Annotated in this window: 18 protein-coding genes; 8 read left to right on the top strand and 10 right to left on the bottom strand. The window is 61.7% G+C overall.

Going from position 1 to position 19,427, the window contains the following annotated elements; all coding sequences use genetic code 11:
• Window positions 1–15: 15 nt before the first annotated feature.
• Together ctaD and coxB are read right to left on the bottom strand one after the other, a co-directional pair.
• Window positions 16–1,629 (bottom strand): cytochrome c oxidase subunit I, encoded by a 1,614-nt coding sequence (gene ctaD / locus LQG66_RS27545; RefSeq protein ID WP_231318795.1) that lies wholly within the window; start codon window positions 1,627–1,629, stop codon window positions 16–18.
• 68 nt (window positions 1,630–1,697) lie between these two features.
• Entirely contained in the window at window positions 1,698–2,537 is an 840-nt protein-coding gene (gene coxB, locus LQG66_RS27540; protein WP_231318793.1) for a cytochrome c oxidase subunit II, read from the bottom strand.
• A gap of 471 nt (window positions 2,538–3,008) precedes the next feature.
• On the opposite strand from coxB, the gene LQG66_RS27535 reads away from it, so the two are divergent.
• Window positions 3,009–3,638 (top strand): invasion associated locus B family protein, encoded by a 630-nt coding sequence (locus LQG66_RS27535; RefSeq protein ID WP_231318791.1) that lies wholly within the window; start codon window positions 3,009–3,011, stop codon window positions 3,636–3,638.
• An 8-nt stretch (window positions 3,639–3,646) separates the two neighbouring features.
• Here LQG66_RS27535 and LQG66_RS27530 read toward each other — a convergent pair whose 3' ends face one another.
• The 3 genes from LQG66_RS27530 to LQG66_RS27520 form a co-directional block, all read right to left on the bottom strand.
• Window positions 3,647–4,168: a GNAT family N-acetyltransferase gene (locus tag LQG66_RS27530; RefSeq protein ID WP_231318789.1), complete on the bottom strand. Its 522-nt coding sequence runs from the start codon at window positions 4,166–4,168 to the stop codon at window positions 3,647–3,649.
• Window positions 4,161–7,271 carry a toll/interleukin-1 receptor domain-containing protein gene (locus LQG66_RS27525; RefSeq protein WP_231318788.1) on the bottom strand — a complete coding sequence of 1,037 codons (3,111 nt, stop codon included), beginning with the start codon at window positions 7,269–7,271 and terminating at the stop codon, window positions 4,161–4,163. The genes LQG66_RS27530 and LQG66_RS27525 overlap by 8 nt, the downstream gene beginning before the upstream one ends.
• 175 nt (window positions 7,272–7,446) lie before the next feature.
• Entirely contained in the window at window positions 7,447–7,947 is a 501-nt protein-coding gene (locus LQG66_RS27520) for a GNAT family N-acetyltransferase (RefSeq protein WP_231318787.1), read from the bottom strand.
• Window positions 7,948–8,031: 84 nt separating this feature from the next.
• On the opposite strand from LQG66_RS27520, the gene tldD reads away from it, so the two are divergent.
• From tldD to LQG66_RS27490, 6 genes are all read left to right on the top strand, one after another.
• Window positions 8,032–9,459 (top strand): metalloprotease TldD, encoded by a 1,428-nt coding sequence (gene tldD / locus LQG66_RS27515; protein ID WP_231318785.1) that lies wholly within the window; start codon window positions 8,032–8,034, stop codon window positions 9,457–9,459.
• The gene (lepB, locus tag LQG66_RS27510; RefSeq protein WP_425601254.1) at window positions 9,456–10,247 is read left to right on the top strand and encodes a signal peptidase I; all 792 of its coding nucleotides are present in this window, start codon (window positions 9,456–9,458) and stop codon (window positions 10,245–10,247) included. Before tldD ends, lepB begins: the two co-directional genes overlap by 4 nt.
• Before the next feature lie 452 nt (window positions 10,248–10,699).
• Window positions 10,700–11,758, top strand: a complete 1,059-nt coding sequence (locus LQG66_RS27505) for a radical SAM protein (RefSeq protein WP_231318783.1) — start codon at window positions 10,700–10,702, stop codon at window positions 11,756–11,758.
• Complete coding sequence (locus LQG66_RS27500; protein ID WP_231318782.1) at window positions 11,759–12,619, top strand: hypothetical protein; 861 nt, start codon at window positions 11,759–11,761, stop codon at window positions 12,617–12,619.
• Window positions 12,620–12,626: 7 nt separating this feature from the next.
• Window positions 12,627–14,066 (top strand): 5'-methylthioadenosine/S-adenosylhomocysteine nucleosidase, encoded by a 1,440-nt coding sequence (locus tag LQG66_RS27495; protein ID WP_231318781.1) that lies wholly within the window; start codon window positions 12,627–12,629, stop codon window positions 14,064–14,066.
• Between the two features lie 8 nt (window positions 14,067–14,074).
• The gene (locus tag LQG66_RS27490) at window positions 14,075–14,848 is read left to right on the top strand and encodes an exodeoxyribonuclease III (protein ID WP_256460586.1); all 774 of its coding nucleotides are present in this window, start codon (window positions 14,075–14,077) and stop codon (window positions 14,846–14,848) included.
• A gap of 106 nt (window positions 14,849–14,954) precedes the next feature.
• Here the strand turns inward: LQG66_RS27490 and LQG66_RS27485 are convergent, their stop codons facing one another.
• The 3 genes from LQG66_RS27485 to LQG66_RS27475 form a co-directional block, all read right to left on the bottom strand.
• On the bottom strand, window positions 14,955–15,638 hold the full coding sequence (locus tag LQG66_RS27485; protein ID WP_231318778.1) for a PAN domain-containing protein: 684 nt from the start codon (window positions 15,636–15,638) through the stop codon (window positions 14,955–14,957).
• A gap of 268 nt (window positions 15,639–15,906) precedes the next feature.
• The gene (locus LQG66_RS27480; RefSeq protein ID WP_231318775.1) at window positions 15,907–17,277 is read right to left on the bottom strand and encodes a glutamate--cysteine ligase; all 1,371 of its coding nucleotides are present in this window, start codon (window positions 17,275–17,277) and stop codon (window positions 15,907–15,909) included.
• 96 nt (window positions 17,278–17,373) lie between these two features.
• Window positions 17,374–17,862: a MarR family winged helix-turn-helix transcriptional regulator gene (locus tag LQG66_RS27475; protein ID WP_231318774.1), complete on the bottom strand. Its 489-nt coding sequence runs from the start codon at window positions 17,860–17,862 to the stop codon at window positions 17,374–17,376.
• A gap of 147 nt (window positions 17,863–18,009) precedes the next feature.
• Between LQG66_RS27475 and gstA the strand changes: the two genes are divergently transcribed.
• Window positions 18,010–18,624 (top strand): glutathione transferase GstA, encoded by a 615-nt coding sequence (gstA, locus tag LQG66_RS27470; protein WP_231318773.1) that lies wholly within the window; start codon window positions 18,010–18,012, stop codon window positions 18,622–18,624.
• Between the two features lie 248 nt (window positions 18,625–18,872).
• Here the strand turns inward: gstA and LQG66_RS27465 are convergent, their stop codons facing one another.
• Both LQG66_RS27465 and LQG66_RS27460 read right to left on the bottom strand, forming a co-directional pair.
• A complete protein-coding gene (locus LQG66_RS27465; RefSeq protein ID WP_231318772.1) occupies window positions 18,873–19,169 on the bottom strand; it encodes a type II toxin-antitoxin system RelE/ParE family toxin in 297 nt (98 codons plus the stop codon).
• A 6-nt stretch (window positions 19,170–19,175) separates the two neighbouring features.
• Window positions 19,176–19,382 carry an addiction module protein gene (locus LQG66_RS27460; protein WP_231318770.1) on the bottom strand — a complete coding sequence of 69 codons (207 nt, stop codon included), beginning with the start codon at window positions 19,380–19,382 and terminating at the stop codon, window positions 19,176–19,178.
• Between the last annotated feature and the right edge of the window lie 45 nt (window positions 19,383–19,427).

The following is a 19,427-nucleotide window of genomic DNA, read 5'->3' as shown; positions in this document are numbered from 1 at the left end:
TCGTAGCAGCCGGGCTTACTGCACCCGCGGCAGCACCTCGAACTGATGGAACGGCGGCGGCGACGACAAGGTCCATTCCAGCGTGGTGGCGCCCGGTCCCCACGGATTGTTCGCGGCCTGCTGCTTGCGCATGAAGGCGTCGACGATCCCGTAGATGAAGATCAGCACGCCGAAGCCGGAGATGTAGGAGCCGATCGACGACACCAGGTTCCAGCCGGCAAACGCGTCCGGATAATCGATGTAGCGCCGCGGCATGCCGGACAGGCCGAGGAAGTGCTGCGGGAAGAACACCAGATTGACGCCGATGAAGGTGACCCAGAAGTGCGCCTTCGCGATCGGCTCCGAGTACATGTAGCCGAACATCTTCGGGAACCAGTAGTACCAGCCCGCGAAGATGGCGAACACGGCGCCGAGCGACAGCACGTAATGGAAGTGCGCCACGACGTAATAGGTGTCCTGCAGCACGCGGTCGACACCGGCATTGGCCAGCACGACGCCGGTGACGCCGCCGACCGTGAACAGGAAGATGAAGCCCACGGCCCACAGCATCGGCGCGCGGAACTCGATCGAACCTCCCCACATCGTGGCGATCCAGGAGAAGATCTTCACGCCGGTCGGCACCGCGATCACCATGGTGGCGGCGACGAAATAGGCCTGCGTCGCCGAGGACATGCCGACCGTGTACATGTGGTGGGCCCACACCACGAAGCCGATGCCGCCGATCGCGACCATCGCATAGGCCATGCCGAGATAGCCGAACACGGGCTTGCGCGAGAAGGTCGACACGATCTGGCTGATCATGCCGAAGCCGGGCAGGATCAGGATATAGACTTCGGGGTGGCCGAAGAACCAGAAGAGGTGCTGGAATAGCACCGGGTCGCCGCCGCCGGCCGGATCGAAGAAGGTGGTGCCGAAATTGCGGTCGGTCAGCATCATCGTGATGGCGCCGGCGAGCACCGGCAGCGACAGCAGCAGCAGGAACACCGTCACCAGGATCGACCACACGAACAGCGGCATCTTGTGCAGGGTCATGCCCGGCGCGCGCATGTTGAAGATGGTGGTGATGAAGTTGATCGAGCCCAGGATCGACGACGCGCCGGCGAGATGCAGCGACAGGATCGCGAAGTCCACCGCCGGTCCGGGATGGCCGGAGGTCGACAGCGGCACATACATCGTCCAGCCGGCGCCGACGCCGTTGGCGCCGGGCTCGCCCTCGACGAAGGTCGAGGTCAACAGCAGCGCGAACGAGGCCGGCAGCAGCCAGAACGAGATGTTGTTCATGCGCGGGAACGCCATGTCCGGCGCGCCGATCATCAGCGGCACCATCCAGTTGCCGAAGCCGCCGATCATCGCCGGCATGACCATGAAGAAGATCATGATCAGGCCGTGCGAGGTCACGAACACGTTGTAGGTGTGGTTCTCGTGGAAGAGCTGCACGCCCGGATACATCAGCTCGATGCGGATCGCGATCGACATGGCGGCGCCGATGATGCCGGCGCACACCGCGAAGATCAGGTACATCGTGCCGATGTCTTTGTGGTTGGTCGAATACAGCCAGCGCCGCCATCCGGTCGGATGGTCGTGCGCGTGATCGTCATGGCTGCCATGGGTCGCTACGTTCGTCGCCATTGTCCAATCCTCAGTGTCCCCGTGGACCGCGAGCAGCGGCCCTCAATCTCGCGTTTCGTCCCCGCGCGTTACTGCGACAGCCCTGCAGCCGACGCGTAGCTGCTCGTGGGCGCGCTGGCGTACTTCTTCTTGGCGTCCTCGACCCAGGCGGTGAACTCCTGGTCGCTGACGACGCGCACAGCGATCGGCATGTAGGCGTGGTCCTTGCCGCACAGCTCCGAGCACTGGCCGTAATACATGCCGACCTTGGTCGCCTTGAACCAGGTCTCGTTGAGGCGGCCGGGAATGGCGTCAATCTTGACGCCGAACGACGGGATCGCCCACGAGTGGATCACGTCGGCGCCCGTGGTCTGCACCCGGACCACCTTGTTGACCGGCACGACCATCTCATTGTCGACGGCGAGCAGGCGCGGCTTCTTGTCCTGCGCCATCAGCGAGTCGAACTCGAACTTGCCGTTGTCGGGATAGGCGTAGCTCCAGTACCACTGCTTGCCGGTGGCCTTGATGGTGAGATCGGCGTTCGGCACGTCGAGCTCGAGGAACAGGAGGCGGAACGACGGCACCGCGATCATGACCAGGATCAGCACCGGGATCAGCGTCCACGCCACCTCGATCAGCGTGTTGTGCGTGGTCTGCGACGGCACCGGATTGGCGCGGGCGTTGAACTTCACGACCACGGCGATGAGCAGCGCCAGCACGAACAGCGTGATGATGGTGATGATCGTCAGGAGCAGACCATGGAACCAGGTGATGTTCTCCATCACCGGCGTCGCGGCCTCCTGCAGCTTGTATTCCCACGGCGCGGGCTGCCCCGATTCCGCAGACGCCGATCCACCCCACACGAGCGTCATGCCCGCCACGGCCAAGCCCAGCAACCAGGCACTCAATTGGCCTTTCGACATCTTCATGTCGTCGCGCTCCCTTCAGAACTTTCCCCCTCAGCGCACAACCCGTTTCAGACGGTGCGCCGTACGATCCGCTCTCCTGACAATTGGCCTTCGGGCGGACGCATAGAAAAGCACCTGGGCCAGTTCACTGGAATGACGAAATCTTTCTTCTCAAACCATAATTCTTGATCTATCGCAATGCAGTCTTGAGCCGGATTTCGCACGCGGCGCGATCTGCGGCGACAGGCGTATTTTCCGGGAAATTGCTGCATGGCGCGATTTCGCCGACAACGAGCGCTTGACAGCCGTTCCTTGCGATGTACGCAACGGAACACGGCCGTTTGCGAGGCTGATTCGGCGAGCAGCGGCAGCGCCACCGGGTGCGGCCATATTTCATATGGTTTCGTGCCGTACGCTGGTGACGCTGTCCTCATGGCGCCATCATTGCCGTATCATGGCGTCGGACGCGCAGATCACCCACAGGAAATTGTCATGGCACCGACCCGGATCAGGGTTTCAACGGACAAGACAGCTGACACGTCGAGCCCAGCTGCGAACGACTCGCGCCGTTTGCGCCCGTTGAACGCTGGTCTCGCGCGACTCACCCACGGCGTTGCCGGCTGGGCCGCTGTCGCAGCCGTGGTGGCGGCCGCACTGGCGACGACAATCGCCATGCCGGGTTCTGCGCTGGCGCAGGGCGCAGTGCGCTCGGTGCACGGTGACTGGCAGATTCGCTGCGATACGCCGCCGGGCGCGCAGAGCGAGCAATGCGCGCTGATCCAGAGCGTGGTAGCCGAGGACCGCTCCAACGCCGGCCTGACCGTGATCATGCTCAAGACCGCCGACCAGAAGAGCCGGCTGATGCGCGTCGTGGCGCCGCTCGGCGTGCTGCTGCCGTCCGGCCTCGGCCTCAAGCTCGACAACCAGGATGTCGGCCGCGCCGGCTTCGTCCGCTGCCTGCCCAATGGCTGCGTCGCCGAGGTGGTCATGGACGAAAAGCTGCTCGGCCAGCTCAAGACCGCCAAGACCGCGACCTTCATCATTTTCGAGACCCCGGAGGAGGGTATCGGCTTCCCGCTGAGCCTCAACGGCCTCGCCGACGGCTTCGACAAGCTGCCCTGATCGGGGCGCTACAGTGACCGCATCATGACGACGGAGACGGTGCGAAACCCCTCCTGCTCGAACAGGTGGTGTGCCCGCTTGTTGTCGATGCCGCTCTCCAGGAACAGCCGTGCGATGGTCCGCGACCTCGCCTCCGTGGCGATCCAGTCAAGCATCGCCTTGCCAATGCCACGGCTGCGCATGGCCGGGCTGACGATCATGTCCTCGACGACGGCGAATGGCACCGGCGCCTGCCCGGCAAAGGTCACGATCGACAGGCCGACGAGCTCGCCGTCCAGCTCGGCCACCAGGACGGCCTGACCGCTACGCCCTGGCGCGCCAACACCCGCCTGCCGCAAGCGCGCGCGGAGCTCCGCCTCCAGTACCGCGGGAAGATCGTCCCGCCAGCGTCCGGGCCCGAGCGCCCGCCCGCCCTGCAGCTCGCTGTGCGATACATAGGCGGGACCGACATGGCCGGCGAAAAAGGCAGCGAGCTCGCCCGCCCGTTCGATGTCGCCGCACCAGCTGATCGTCAGGTCTCGATCAGGCACCCTGCCCTCTCCCCTTCACGCAGGGATCGCCTGCCGAGCGGCCGTCAGCGGCGCGCAGCACCGCCTTGCGAGCCTCAAGATGACACAGAAACCGGCTGCGATCCCAGCTGTACCATTGTCCGGCGCCCGCCAGCAAACGCGAGAGCTGTGCGGGCAGCAGCGCGGCCACGTCGAGCCCTCGCCGATGCAGCGTGCCGATGAAATGGAAGACGTGCTCGAGCACGTAGCAGTCCTCGTCGCCCAGCCAAGCGTCATAGGCGGGCTTGAAGTCGGACAGCAGAGCCACCCGCGCCGCAGCATCGGCCTTCAGGATGAACGAACCGAGATTCTCAGCGCACAGCCCGCGCAGGCGGCAATTGGGGTCGCTGTAGAAGCGCCGCACCGCACGCAGGAACGGACCGGGATGCTTTTCGCTGAGGATGAAGGCCGCCTCGGAGGCGCCGTAGCGCACCCGCCAGGCCGGGATATCGAGCAGGGCCTCGACCACCTCCAGGAGCCTGGATTCAGCCTCGATCAGCCGCGCCAGCGTCGACGCGGCCGTTTCGCCCACCAGCCAGACCGGGTGGCTGAACAGCAGGCGCATGAGCTCGCCGAGATCCGCGATCGTCAGCCCGGCCAATGCGTCCTCCGCCTCCGCGATCAGATCGACGTTCCGGCCGAGTTCCCAATAGTCCGCCATGATCCGGACGATCGGGACACTGCGCGCCGCCGCAAGGAAGTCAGCGATGGCGGCCTCGACCGCGACGAGGTCGTCGAAGTCCGCCCGGACAGCGTTGCTGGCCGTGCTGGACGGTGGACATCGCGGCACCGCCCGAAAGAGGCCAATGGCCTCGATCGTGTCGATATCGATCTGGTGGAAATCCCACACCGGCTGCCATAAGCCGGCGCTGCCGGCCGGCTCATGCTGATCGAAGACGACCGGTCGCCGCAGCGCCAGGTTGATGAGCAGATGTCCGAGGATCGCCCGGCCGGTGTATTCGGTGCGACCGGCCCATGCCGCCAGCACCGCGGGATCGATGCGTTCAGGCGCGTACGCATAGACCTGTGCCAGCGCATAGCCGCCGACCTCGAACTCGTTGAGGCCGCGGTGCTTCACCAACGCGGTCAACTGCGCCGCCGTCACGATCGATGCGTCGTCCAGATGCACACTGGCGAGCGCGCCCGCCGTCGCATAGCGCAGCACGAGATTGTTGGTGGCGAGGAACTGCTCCTGCAGCCGCGGCCAGATCTCGCGATGGTTCTCGATCAGCAACCGGATCGGCTGCTTGAGCGGCTCGATTTCATAGAAGTCGCCCAGCACCGTCACCAGATATTCCGGGATCAGCTTGCCGGCGCGCTTCTTGTCCTCCGACACGCGCAGCGCCATCACCACGAGCCGCGTCAACTCGTCGAGAATGGCGCGCGCGGATGCAGCGGAATTCTCCTTCACCAGCGTGCGCAGCACCTCGACGATATGCGGGAACAGCCGCCACACCTGCGGGCTGCGCCGGACGTCCTTCGGATAGACGAGGCCGAAGGCCACCACGAGCTGATCGAGCGCCGTGTCACGGCTCGGAAGGCCCCCACACGGTTCGCTCCATCGCGACGCACTGACCAGCCGGACCAGCCGGTGCAGGCGGATGCAGTCGGTCACGACGGCGGGATCGCGCTCGTCAGGCACGCGCGTGCGATCGATCAGGGCGAACGCGAGCAGCGCGGCAATGGCCTGATCGAGCTCCGGCTCGTGGAGAGAGGCCAGCGGCGCGCCGAAGGCCTGGCGCGCGGCGGAGAACAGCGTGAGCGGGATCGGATCCGGCGCCAGCAGCGCGGCATAGGCGATCAGCACCCCGGAAGCGGGATGCCGCTCGGCCGCCGCGTCGATCGCCATGCCGAATGTCTTGGCAATGGTTCGGCCATTGTAATATTCGACGGACGTCTCGGCCTCGATCACGATTTCCGGCCGCTTCCTGAACTCCTCGAGATAATGGACGTAGCCGCACGAGGTCGCCGCATCGAACGCCGCGGCCTGAACATGGGCCAAAGGCAGCCCACCGAATTCGTCGGCGAGCGCCCGCGCCGCCAACCGCTCGGCCGGCGTCCGGTCCTCAGCACGTCCATTGCGCGCCAAGAGATATTTTGCGCCGATATCCGGAGACCACACCTTGATCTGAAGCGGCCGGGTGATCTCGCTCCAATCTCTCGCGTTCGAGGTCACCAGGACATGCGCAGAGCCCTTCCGCTGTACGAACGGCTTCAGATCATTCCAGGCGCCGGCATTGTCGTAGACCAGCAGCGTGCGCTCGTCGGCGTCGGCAAGCCTGTCGCGCACCCGTGCAAAGGCTGCATCGGCGTCCTCTCCCGGCGAAACCCAGCCGAGCCTCAAGCCGAGCGCCACGAGGTCGGCACGCATGCTGACCACATCGTCCGCATTGATCCACCAGGTCACGCTGTAGTCCAGTTGACGAGCCTCGGCGTACGCTGCCGCCAGGGTGGTCTTACCGACGCCGCGCAGGCCATGGAGCACGACGATTGAAGCCGAGCCCTGTCGCCGGATCATCGCCTTCTCGATGCGCTTGAGATCGGGATCTCTGCCGAGAAAGTGATAGGGCACATCGACCTTGATGTTCGAGATTGCGCGCAGGCGTGCCCCCGGAAACGGGTTCCTCGGGACGTCTGCGTCCTGCTGGCCTGGAAACACAGTCTCGTGAGCGGGCGGCGGTCCGGCGGGCCGGAACATCGCCTCGAGCAGGGCATAGGCGTCGCTCTCGCCGACGCCGAACAGGTCGCAGCTTCTGAGGCTCGCGAGCGAGGTCGGAAGCTCGATCGGCTCGATCCGCACCGGCAGGACGAATCTCCGCCGCCCGTTGATCGATGCGTGGAGCGCGCTGGTCCACTCGAAAAGCGGATAGGGTCTTTGCAGGTAAGCCTTGCTGAGCACCAAGAGGATGTGATCAGCGGCATCGTGCCTGTCGAACACCCACGCCGGGATATTGTCACCGACATTCAGCTCCCAAGCGTCGAGGTGGACGACATGGCCGAGCGCGGTGAGCGTGCGACCGATCCAGAAGGCCCAGCGGCGGTCATTCTCGGTCGAACTGGTATGGCTGATGAAAATGTCGGCCACGGCGTCCCCCGACCGCCCCGCGCAATCCGCACAGTGGAACGCGCCGCGAAACAACACGCAAGAGAGGACCGACCGGACAGCGTAACAATCTGAGGTTGGATCACGCTGCCGGTAATCAGGCACGGTCATGGGCGCGGAATCGCCTGGGCAAGGCCACGACGGACGGAATCGCGCCTCAGCGGGCCCCGTCGAGCGCCAGGGCCATCACCAGCAGCGTTCTGTCGAAGCCGTCATTGCCGGCCTCGCGCGGTTGCACCGCCTTGAGCAGGAATCCGGCCTTCTGGTACAGCCTGATCGCGTTCGTATTGCCGCGATAGACCGTGAGCTCGACGCGCGAGAAGCCCGCCCGTCGTGCAGCCTCGAGCGCTGCGGCCATCAGCCGCGTTCCGATGCCCTGGCGGCGGAAATGCGGCAAAAGACCCATGCCGAGCACCCCGATTCGGGCATCGATCGGCCCAGATTTGGGCGTCACATCGCACCAGCCGACCACATCGCCACCCGAGAGGGCCACGAATTGCGGATATCCCTCCTGAATATTGTTCAGGATGAAGGCGCACGTGGACTCCAGCGGTGGCGCCTGCATGAAGGACAGATAACGTCGTTCGCGCGCGACGAAGTCCAGCGTGCGGTGAAAGCTCTCGATCTGATCGAGCGTGATGGGAACGATCTCAACCATGTCCGTTCGGTAATCATCCTGCCCCTCGCGCCCCGACGTCAAAACAACTATCTTGGAATGAACGCTCCGACAACGGATTGACCCATGACGACTCCCGCCACCACTTCCCTGCTCGAACGCGCCAATCTGGATCGTGACGCCGTCCAGAGCGAGGTCGCGCGCGGCCTGGCCGGCGCCGACGACGGCGAACTGTTCTTCGAATACAGCCAGACCGAGGCGCTGACCTTCGACAACGGCCGGCTCAAGCAGGCGACCTACGATACGAGCCAGGGATTCGGCCTGCGCGCCGTGAAGGACGACGCGGTCGGCTATGCGCATTCCTCCGACGTGTCGCTGCCCGCCTTGATGCGCGCGGCCGATGCGGTCAGCGCTGTCAGGGGCGGCTATTCCGGCACGTTCGCAAGCCCCCCGCCGCACACCAATGTCCGCCTCTATGGCGACGACAATCCGCTCGATGCGCCGGGCTTCGAGAGCAAGGTCAAGCTGCTCGGCGAGATCGACGCCTATCTGCGCGACAAGGATCCGCGCATTCGCCAGGTGACGGTGAGCCTGGGCGCGACCTGGCAGGTGGTGGAAATCCTGCGGCCCGACGGCGAGAGCTATCGCGACATCCGCCCGCTGGTGCGCGTCAACGTTTCCGTGGTCGCCGGCCAGGGCGACCGCCAGGAGAGCGGCAGCAAGGGCTATGGAGGGCGCGAGCCCTATGCGCGCTTCATCGAGACCAAGGCATGGCGCGAGGCGGCCGACGGCGCGCTGCGCGAAGCGCTGGTCAATCTGGAATCCGTCCCCGCCCCCGCCGGCGAGATGGACGTGGTGTTGGGGGCCGGCTGGCCAGGCGTGATGCTGCACGAAGCGGTCGGCCACGGCCTGGAAGGCGACTTCAACCGCAAGAAGACCTCGGCCTTCGCAGGGCTGCTCGGCAAGCCCGTCGCAGCCAAGGGCGTCACCGTGGTCGATGACGGCACCATGTCGTCACGCCGCGGCTCGCTGTCGATCGACGACGAGGGCACGCCGACCAGCCGCACCGTGCTGATCGAGGACGGCATCCTGACAGGCTACATGCAGGACCGCCAGAACGCGCGGCTGATGAACATGGCGCCCACCGGCAACGGCCGCCGCCAGGGCTACGCCCATGTGCCGATGCCCCGCATGACCAACACCTACATGCTGGCCGGCGAGCGCGACCCGGCCGAGATCATCGCCTCGGTGAAGAACGGCATCTACGCCGTCAATTTCGGCGGCGGCCAGGTCGACATCACCTCGGGCAAATACGTGTTCCAGTGCACCGAGGCCTACCGGATCGAAAACGGCAAGGTCGGCGCGCCGGTCAAGGGCGCGATGCTGATCGGCAACGGGCCGACCGACCTCAACCGCATCAGCATGATCGGCAACGACCTCTCGCTCGACACCGGCATCGGCACCTGTGGCAAGAACGGCCAGGGCGTGCCGGTCGGCGTCGGCCAGCCGACGCTGCGTATGGATCAGATTACGGTCGGAGGGACCGGCCGATGAGCCTCGACAAGATGTCCGCGGACAAGATCAGCACGAAGGCCGTGCGCAAGGAAGGCAGTTGGGGCGGGCAGCTCGCGCAGCTCGCCGCCGTTGTGATGGTGGTGTTCGTCGCCAAGGGCGCGATCGCCGAGCCGTTTTACGTGCCGTCGGGCTCGATGGAGCCGACGCTGCTGATCGGCGACGCGTTGCTGGCATCGAAATTCCCCTATGGCTACGGCACGTCGTCATTGCCGATGCAGATTACGCTGCCCGAGACGGGACGGCTGTTCGGCGAAACGCCGAAGCGCGGCGATGTCGTCGTGTTCCGCTGGCCGGGCGACACCTCGCAGGCCTGGGTCAAGCGCGTCGTCGGCCTGCCCGGTGACCGCATCCAGATGCGCCAGGGGCAGCTCTACATCAACGGCCAGGCGGCTGCGCTCAAGCCGGACGGCATCGGCGATGCCGAGGACGACACCGGCCGCAACGAGCCGGCCTATCGCTACGTCGAGACGCTGCCGAACGGGGTGTCGCATCTGATCTTCAAGATGCGCGACAATGGCCGGCTCGACAACACGCCGGAGGTGCAGGTGCCGGCCGGCAAGCTTTTCGTGCTGGGCGACAACCGCGATAATTCCGCCGACAGCCGCGTCTCCCTGCGCGACGGCGGCGTCGGCCTGCTGCCGATCGACAATCTGGTCGGCCGCGCCGACGCGGTGGTCGGCTCCTGGGATCTCGGCTTCAAGAACCAGCCGGTCTGGGCCTGGCTGTCGGGCTTCCGGATGGATCGTTTCTTCACCGCCGTGCGGTGAAGGGCCGGGGCTGGATCCTCGACGACCCAAGGGGGGCGACGCCTCAGACGTGGCCACATCGCCCCACGCCTCTCAAGGCGGACATCAAGCTGCCGGCGCTCTTGAAGGCGTCGGGGCAGCAGCCGAGTCATGGGACCCTCCGAAGCAGTTTACTTCGTCGATCACTAACGCAATTATCGATTCCGATCGTAGGCGGTCCAGAATTAGGTCGAGCCTATTCTGCATAGCGGCTCGAAGGTGGCGCAGGCTAAATTGAGCTTTCCACTTCGAATACACCCCTATCAGAGGTTGTGCTAAAATCAAGACAGAAACGCAACATGTGGTGGACATATGCAAATTGAACACCAAATGTAGCGCGGCATATATATGATTCGTTCGGAGGATTAATGCGAGGCTCTTTCCACACAGATCCTGAGTTTCGCAACCATTTCAATAGGTTGCATCAAGTTTTCATGTACATCACCGATCGCTGCAACCTTGAGTGTGAACAATGTATATACAAGCCAAGCATCTCTCATTTCATCAACGAAGAGATTGAACTCGGTGCAGCGCTAGACCTTCTCTCGACCTTTCGGGACATGGGAGCCTCCAAAGTAACCTTCCTTGGCGGCGAGCCAACTATCTACGGCCACAGCCAAGGGGGACAACCGCTGTTGGATCTGATCAGGGGCACTAGATCGCTCGGCTACGAGTATGTGCGGCTTGATACCAATGGACAGAAGACCAAGCGCTTCCTTCCTGAGTTAGACTTTCGCAAACTCGATGAGATCGCATTTAGTCTCGATGGCTATTCGCCTGAAACTAATGATCCACTTAGAGGCAAAGAGACTTTCCTTCGCGCAGTCGATGCAATGCGCCACGCGATTTCGCTCGGTTATCGAGTAACCATCACCTGCTGCGTTCAGAAGCTGTTCCTGCAACGCGACGCTGAGGGAATTCTGCGCCTGGAGACAATGGTCCGTTTCGCTGAAGCCCTGGGCGTCCACCAAATCAACTTCCACGATCTTTTTAAGGTCGGAATACCGATGGATACCTGGACCGGCAATTTCGCGCCGGAACCCGCCGACTGGCTGCCAGTTTACAATGAGATTTCAGCCAAGATTCGATCCAATCAATTCGGGATTTCTGTTCGGCTGCCGCAGTGCTTTGTGACGAAAACCGAATTTGCGAGAAATCCCGAGTTTTATGGATACTGTCCAGTGAAACTGGGTGAGCGGGTCATGGTACACCCAAACGGCACCATTCGAGTGTGTTCGAACTTGATCTGCACCGGCTATGGCGTGGCTCGCTACTATGACCGCAAAATCGAGTGGGACAGGTCACCAGGCAATGAGATTGCAGGCCATGACTTAAATCGCAGCACCCCTTGCACTAACCGAAGCCGACACCGAAAGTACGGGGACCTCGTGCCTACTTGTTTTTCATTTAAGCCGGGGCAAGACGAACACGTCTGGAAAACCAAGCTTCAATGGGACGACATGGACCGCCACCATGAAGCCGGGGTAGCTTAGATGTCTACAAAGGAACTCCGTCGCTCCCTTTCAAAGACGCTTGAGCAGGCCGGCCTCGGAAACATAAAGATAGACAGGATTAAGTGGCTGGCCTTTGCAGACGCAAATATAGAGCAGAACGCACGAGTTCATCGCGCAACAAACGATTTGCTATTGAAGCTCGTTACAGAAGGAACTCCGGGACGCTGCATACATGTTACCGGGGAAATGCGCGCTCTTCTCGATCCATTTCATCGCGACATCTGCTCGAAGATGTTCAAGCAGAGCGGCAATGCTTTTGCGGTACTTTATAACCTTCCTCGAGACCAACGCACAAATCGCAATAAGGCGATAGGCTGGAGTTTAAAGAAGTGGTCGCAGAAAGGTCGCCGGGCATGGCCCGAATATCTCAGAACGCTCGATGTGATAGCCGAGCGAGCGGTAGATGTTCACGCCAGCACCGAGGAAAAAGAAATCCAATACTCAGTATTTGGCAATAGATATACCCAACTGCAAGAGAAGCATGCAGACGCAGCCAAGGCTAAGCGCGTATGGCTCCTGGAATCTGATATTTTGAACGAGGCCCTTACAGACCGCGGCGAGCGTCTGCTGAACCAATCGCTTGATATCGATGAAGGTTGGTATAGCGGATTTCTCAAGTCGCTCGGCGGCTTGGGGGCCCGAGCAATACTTAGCAAACTGGCCGATGGCAAAGCCATTGAGATACATCAGTTGGACGATGACCGCTTAGCCGAATTCGGTGTATCTCTAGCAGACACAACAGACGCTCTAAATACGATGGGCTTCGCCGCCACAGATGAGCAGGGCCGTTGGATGATTACTAAATCGGGCACTGAATATTTGAACCTATTAACGCGCTGATTGGCCAATGAAGGAAAGATGGGCAGCTGCGACCGCCGACCTACTGCAGCAATTCAAGAATAATTTGGGCGGCCTCAATCCGGAACAAGCCCTGGCGGATCTAAAGATCTGGGTGGGCTACTCTCCGAGTCATCCGCAAATTCAAGAGGTGACGAGCGTTTTGCGCGAACTGCTTGAAACGCACGGTGCGATTGTTCTTCCTAAGTCGAAGCCACAAGGAGCGTTCGACGATACACTCGTTCTTGAGCAATTAAAGAGCGTTGATCATATTGCAATGCTCGCTGTAACACCTGGCGTGTCAGTCGAAGCATTGGAACTCTGCAATGTCAGCAAGCCAGAATCAGACAAAATGTTTGTCTACATGCCGAGTGAATATCGAGACGGGTACATTTGCGACCTCCTTCAGCGACGGCACGACAGCTCAAGAATTAGATTTTTTCCTATTAGCACGCTGCTTGAACCAGCTTTCTGCTGCAAGCTGTTCTGGGATGCCCTGGAAGCGGCCTCAATGAAAGATAGGAAGCGAAAAATGGAGCCCGTGCGAACTCCACGAATTGGCATAATAACAGCCCTCTCGAAGGAGTTTAGGGCCGTTGAGGCCATCTTGGGTGACGCGACCCCGGCGGTATCCAGGACGGCAAATGGATACAGAAATCTGGTGCACGGAACGATAGCCGCTCATGGCGGAGGCCTTCACCATGTAGTTTTAGCTCTTGCAGGAAAAGGAAATAACAAGGCGGCAATCAGAGCAACTCAATTGTTACAGGAGTACGGAACAGTTGAAGAAATCTTTATGGTTGGAATAGCGGCAGGCGTTCCTAATCCGAAAAAGCCTCAAGAGGATGTTAGATTGGGCGACGTAGTCGTAGCCGATGAGTTCGGCGTCATTCAATACGATATGATTAAAGACAAAACGGGAAAACGACAGTATGCATTTCCTCCTCGCCCACCCTCACCGGATTGGGTCAATCTGCTCAATACTCGAATTGACCTAATGAATTCTGCGCCGACGTATTGGCGTTATCTTGATGAGATACTTTCGAAGCTTAGCGTCATTCGGCCGCGCAAGGATCACCTCAACGACTCTCCGTGGCAAGACCTGAGTAGAATAATAAAGCGGCCGAGAGACAAAGAGCGATCAGCCGGCAGGCCAAAGTTACATATGGGCCCAATTGGAAGTGCAAATACCGTCCTAAAACGGGCAGCGTTCAGAGACGCGCTACAGGACAAATTCCATATTCTGGCAATTGAGATGGAGGCGTCGGGAATAGCGGACGCCACGTGGGAACATGGGAAAGGTTATATGGTTGTTCGCGGCATATGCGACTACGCGAATGACGGGAAGAACGATACATGGCAAAACTATGCGGCGTGCACCGCCGCAGCATTTTCTAGGCAACTAATCGAAGAAATGCCTTTACGTACTATCCATAAAGATCCTGGTTGACGAAATTTATGAAACTCCAGATATCAACTTGGAACATCAACGGACTTCGGTCCGGCGTACGATCCGGGTTGGATAAGTGGCTCTCCGCGCACGGAAGCGACGTGGTTTGTCTGCAGGAAGTAAAGACGGAGCAAGATTTGTTAGGGAACCTTTGGTTTCCTGGGTACAATGCGTATTGGTTTGAGGCAGATCGACCCGGCTATAGTGGCGTCGTCTCGTTAGTCTCTACAAGTATAACTCCACTCTCAATCAGCAAAGGAATTGGGGACTCAGACATTGACCGTGAAGGTCGCGTACTTTCAATAGAGCTAGATCAGTTCGAACTGATCAATGTGTATGCGCCACATAGTCACAGAGCACTCACCCGGCTCGACTTTAAAATGCATTTCTTAAGGAAACTGAACGAATTTATTCTCTCTAGAGCCGAACGCGGAAAGCCGATTGTTATCGTCGGCGACCTCAACGTGGCGCACGATGAACGGGACGTAGCAAACTTTTCTTCTAACCGAAAGAACGCAGGTTTCCTTCCTCAGGAGCGGCAATGGCTCGATGATTTGTTGAAGAACAGATTTGTCGATGGATTTCGTTTCTTCTGTGGGGAGGAAGGACACTATACTTGGTGGAGCCCCATAAAGGGCGTGCGGGAAAGAAACGTCGGCTGGCGGTTAGATTATATCCTCGTCGATCGCAAGACGATCGGAGCTTTGAAGTCGTGCTTTCATTCGCCGGAGCAACGCGGTTCCGATCACTGCCCCGTTACGGCTATTTTTGAATTTCCGTAACAGAAAGTTATCTCGGCTTTAGCACTAGTTGCAAGCCGCCAGCTCCTTTTTGTACGAGAGCGCATTCTACTCGATCGTCGTCGCCCGTTCAGCAGGATAAGAAGGATTACCGCACCACGCCCGACGTAAAACCGGCGCGGCGGCGCGGCGGCTTGATCTCCTTCTTCAGGAAGCAGTGCGCCTCCTTGCCGGCATAGCCGGCGCGGGCGAAGGTCCAGGCGCGGCATTTGTTGTCGCCGGTGCAGGCGGCCTTGCAGATATCCTCGGCGTCGGCGGACTTCTCGGCATTCTTGTCCGCCGCCTTGTCGCTGCTCTTGTCGCCGGTCTTGTCTCCGCCCTTGTCGGCAACCTTCTCAGCCTTGTCGTTGGCCTTGAGATCGGTGGTCTTGATATCGAAGCTGCGATAGTCGCCGCCGGGACGGTCGATCGAGGTTTCGACCGCGTCGTTGCGTATCTCGACGACGCCGGCGCCGCGCACGCCGGAGACGCAGCAATTGTCGGGCACGCGCGCCGGCACGCTGTTCTTCAGCCAGCAGACCGCACCCGCCTCCATCACGGTCGGATAGTTGAAGCTCCAGGCCCGGCAGCGCCGGTCGTGCTCGCACAGCAGCGCGCAATCGGCCGGATCGCCAGAGGCGATCGGCGCGCTCATGTAGTCGCCGCCGGGGCGGTCGGAATAGGTTTGCGCATCGGCCGGCGCCAGACGCGCAGCCGCGAGCAGGCACGCCAATGCCCACAGCCCTGCCCCGATGAAGCGCCCCGCGCGCCGCCGCTGAAAGATCCGACCCATTGTTAATGTTCGAGTTTTCTTGCGTGCTTTTGGGCGGTCATTTGATCGCCACGAACCTGTATGGCGGATGAACGCGACCCGAAGGGCTCGTGACCTGCGGCAAAGCGACGACGCAGGCTCTCCAGTGGCAATCGACACAAACCGAAACAAAATAAGTTCGCCGGCCGGGCTCCCGCGCATTCGGCGGCAACCGGCGCAACGGTTGGCCGAACCTGCGGCGCGTGCAGGCTCGGCTCGAAACGGGCCTGTTCAGGCCCGCCGTTGCGGCTCAGAACGCATATTCGTCGTAGGCCGGCTCGACCGAGCCGTGCCACGGGCCGTTGAACTTCTCGAGCATTTCTTCGGCCGGCGAACGGCCGCAATCGATGATCTGGTCGAGCGGCTCGAGATAGCGGCTTTCGTCGCGGCCGAGATGGTCGATGCGGCCCCGCCGGCGCAGACCGAGATGCGCCAGGGTCAGGCATTCCTTGGCGACCTCGAACACGTAGCGGCCGCGGATCTTGGCCTTGAATCCCAGCCGTGGCACGTCGTCCCGCAGATCCTGGCGCTCGCCGGCATTCCAGTGCTTGACCAGGTCCCAGGCCGCGTCGAGGCTGGTGTCGTCATAGAGCAGACCGACCCAGAACGCCGGCAGCGCCGGCAGCCGGCCCCACGGCACGCCGTCGGCGCCGCGCATCTCCAGATAGCGCTTCAGGCGGACCTCAGGAAACGCCGTCGAGAGATGATTGGCCCAGTCCGACAGCGTCGGGCGCTCGCCCGGCATCGCCGGATTCCTGCCCTCGAAGAAGTCGCGGAACGAGGTCCCGGAGACGTCGATATAGGTCTCGTCGCGCTTGACGAAATACATGGGAACGTCGAGCGCGTAATCGACCCAGCGCTCGAAGCTCATGCCGTCCTCGAACGCCCAGGGGATCATGCCGGAGCGCTGGTTGTCGGTGTCGCGCCAGATCTCGGAGCGGAACGAGAGATATCCGTTCGGCTTGCCCTCGGTGAACGGCGAATTGGCGAACAATGCGGTGGCGATCGGCTGCAGCGCCACCGACACCCGGAGCTTCTTGACCATGTCGGCTTCCGAGGAGAAGTCGAGATTGGTCTGCACCGTGCAGGTCCGGAACATCATGTCGAGGCCGTAGCGACCGACCTTCGGCATGTAGCTTCTCATGATCTTGTAGCGGCCCTTGGGCATCACCGGAATTTCGGCGCGCGTCCAGGACGGCGTCATGCCGAGACCAAGGAAGCCGATGCCCAGCGGGGCCGCGATCTCGCGCACCTGCGCCAGATGCGCCATCAGCTCGCCCTGCGTCTGGTGCACGGTCTCCACCGGCGCGCCGGACAGCTCGAACTGGCCACCCGGCTCCAGCGAAATGGCGCCGCCACCGGTCACGTCATAGAGCCCGATGATGTTGCCGCGCTCCATGATCGGCTCCCAGCCGAGCAGCAGCTTCATGCCTTCGAGCAGCGCGCCGATGCCGCGCGCGCCCTCGTAAGGCACGGGGCGGTGGCCGTCGAGCGTGAACGGCGTCTTCTCGTGCTCGGTGCCGATCCGGAAGGCGGACGGCGGCTTCACGCCGGCCGCGAGCCACGCCACGAGCTCGTCGCGCGACTGCAGCGGGGTCATATCGATCTGGTCACGCGCCATGGGAGTCTCGGTTCAGAAGCGCTTCGAGGGTCGCGCGTGATGACAGGAATGGCCGCGGACCCGAACAGGCCGCGGATGTGAATGGGAACAGATGCTTCATCGGGTCGACGCGCCTTCTCCGGCAGACAATTGCGCGGCCTGACCGCAGGAGCAGCCGAGCCGGTCGAGCAGCAGGCACAGCTTGGCGGCGTCGGCATCCGACAGCTTGCAGCCGACATGCTTCTCGATCGCGGCCGAATAGGCCGACCACATCCGTTTCTGCAGCTCGCGCCCGGACTCGGTGATCTCCACGAACTGGCCCCGCTTGTCCATCTTGCATTCGCGCCGGACAACCAGACCTTCGTCGACGAGACGATCGATCAGTCGGGAGGTGGAATATTGCGGGATCAGCATCTGCCGCTCGAGCTCGACCGGTCGCAGCTCGCCCGACGGCGCCCGGGACAGCTCCAGAAGCGCATCATACCAGGCGAGCGGCGGAAAACCGGCCTTCTTCAGCTCCTGCTCGACGCCGTCCAGCACCCGGCTCTGGACCCGCATCAGGCGGATCCAGGCGGCGGTCGCCTCGGTCGATGGTTTGCGTTTCATGGGCCGGCTCGTATCCTAGAGGTCCTCGTTCTACAGCATTCGATGCAGCTGCATCAATCTTGACTATTCCATGCAAGTGCATTTAAGGGCGGGTGTGACGCCCCGATCGGTTCCACGGAAAAAACGGTCTCACGGAGGGAATACAAGATGAAGCTTTATTATTCACCCGGCGCCTGCTCGCTCTCGCCCCACATCGCCCTGCTCGAGGCAGGCCTGCCCTACGATCTCGTCAAGGTCGATCTTCGCGCCAAGACCCTGGAAAATGGCGACGATTATCTCAAGGTCAATCCGAAGGGCCAGGTGCCGGCGCTGGGGCTGCCGAGCGGCGAAATCGTGACCGAGGGGCCGGTCATCGTCCAGATGATCGCCGACCACGCCGCGGACAAGAGCCTGGCCCCGCCGCGCGACAGCGGCGAACGCTACAAGCTCCTGGAATGGCTGAACTTCATCACGTCCGAGCTGCACAAGAATTTCAGCCCGATGTTCTCACCCGTCCTGGCCGACGAGGCCAAGGCCTTCTTCAAGGACCGGGTGATGGCCAAGTTCAAATATGTCGACGGCCAGCTGGCCGGGCGCGACTACCTCATGGGCAGCCAGTTCTCCGTCGCCGATGGCTACCTGTTCACCATGCTGAGCTGGGCGGAGCGGATGAAGTTCGATCTGTCCGCGATGCCGAACCTCGTCGCCTACAAGAACCGCGTCGCCGCGCGGCCGAAGGTTCAGGAGGCGCTGACCAAGGAAGGGCTGATGAAGGCGGGGTGAGGGACTTCGCTTCGCTTTAGCCAGAGATTTTGCGCACGCCGCCTCGACGCTCTCGGTATCGTCCCCGCGAAAGCGGGGATCCATACCCACAGGGAGCAGTTGTGACGCGAGACGGTCGTGATGCCTTTCGGCGCAACAAACGACCGCTGCGGCGTATGGTCCCGGGTCGGCGCTCGGCAACGCTGGCCCGTTGCCGAGCTTGCCCGGGACGACAGTGTGCTTAAACCGCACCGCTCGAAACGGCACCTTCACGATGTTCGGTTTTGCCAGACCTTTGGATCGCGGCTCGTGTGGAAAACGGCAACGACATACACCGCCGCGCGGGTTTCTCTGAAAATGAGCAGATAGGGGAAATGCCGAAGCGGCGCCCGCCGCGTCCTATGGGACGATGAAGGAAACTGCTTGGGATTCTCACCCAGCCTTGAGACCGCAACTCGCAACGCTTCACGAAATCGCGGGACGATCTCGGGCGCTTGCGCTTCATACCAGGCCAAGTCGTCTTCGAGATCGCTACGCGCGGCGGCCGTGAAGAAGACCCGCGGCATCCAACGTCACCGCTTGTCGAGCTCGGCCTCGATCTCGTCCCAAGACATAGCTCCGCGCGCGTCAGTCTCGAAGGTCGCCATGCGGCGCGCAAGCTCTGCCTCCTGAGCCGGCGTCAGACTCACGTCTTCGGGCGCCAAGCTGTCCCACAGCTCGCCTATGAGAGCGAGCCGTTCGCTTTTCGTCAGCTTGGATATGTCGAATGTATCGGCCATGACCTCAATATAGCGCCAAGGGCCGGAAAAGACGACTCATAGGGT

The organism is Bradyrhizobium ontarionense (assembly GCF_021088345.1).
GTDB lineage: Bacteria > Pseudomonadota > Alphaproteobacteria > Rhizobiales > Xanthobacteraceae > Bradyrhizobium > Bradyrhizobium ontarionense.
This window is presented reverse-complemented; position numbering and strand designations above follow the sequence as displayed.

Coding starts and splice junctions, on each gene's coding strand:
- ctaD (WP_231318795.1), bottom strand. CDS start 1,629: ATGGCGACGAACGTAGCGACCCATGGCAGCCATGACGATCACGCGCAC.
- coxB (WP_231318793.1), bottom strand. CDS start 2,537: ATGAAGATGTCGAAAGGCCAATTGAGTGCCTGGTTGCTGGGCTTGGCC.
- LQG66_RS27535 (WP_231318791.1), top strand. CDS start 3,009: ATGGCACCGACCCGGATCAGGGTTTCAACGGACAAGACAGCTGACACG.
- LQG66_RS27520 (WP_231318787.1), bottom strand. CDS start 7,947: ATGGTTGAGATCGTTCCCATCACGCTCGATCAGATCGAGAGCTTTCAC.
- tldD (WP_231318785.1), top strand. CDS start 8,032: ATGACGACTCCCGCCACCACTTCCCTGCTCGAACGCGCCAATCTGGAT.
- lepB (WP_425601254.1), top strand. CDS start 9,456: ATGAGCCTCGACAAGATGTCCGCGGACAAGATCAGCACGAAGGCCGTG.
- LQG66_RS27505 (WP_231318783.1), top strand. CDS start 10,700: ATGTACATCACCGATCGCTGCAACCTTGAGTGTGAACAATGTATATAC.
- LQG66_RS27500 (WP_231318782.1), top strand. CDS start 11,759: ATGTCTACAAAGGAACTCCGTCGCTCCCTTTCAAAGACGCTTGAGCAG.
- LQG66_RS27495 (WP_231318781.1), top strand. CDS start 12,627: ATGAAGGAAAGATGGGCAGCTGCGACCGCCGACCTACTGCAGCAATTC.
- LQG66_RS27490 (WP_256460586.1), top strand. CDS start 14,075: ATGAAACTCCAGATATCAACTTGGAACATCAACGGACTTCGGTCCGGC.
- LQG66_RS27485 (WP_231318778.1), bottom strand. CDS start 15,638: ATGGGTCGGATCTTTCAGCGGCGGCGCGCGGGGCGCTTCATCGGGGCA.
- LQG66_RS27480 (WP_231318775.1), bottom strand. CDS start 17,277: ATGGCGCGTGACCAGATCGATATGACCCCGCTGCAGTCGCGCGACGAG.
- LQG66_RS27475 (WP_231318774.1), bottom strand. CDS start 17,862: ATGAAACGCAAACCATCGACCGAGGCGACCGCCGCCTGGATCCGCCTG.
- gstA (WP_231318773.1), top strand. CDS start 18,010: ATGAAGCTTTATTATTCACCCGGCGCCTGCTCGCTCTCGCCCCACATC.
- LQG66_RS27465 (WP_231318772.1), bottom strand. CDS start 19,169: ATGCCGCGGGTCTTCTTCACGGCCGCCGCGCGTAGCGATCTCGAAGAC.
- LQG66_RS27460 (WP_231318770.1), bottom strand. CDS start 19,382: ATGGCCGATACATTCGACATATCCAAGCTGACGAAAAGCGAACGGCTC.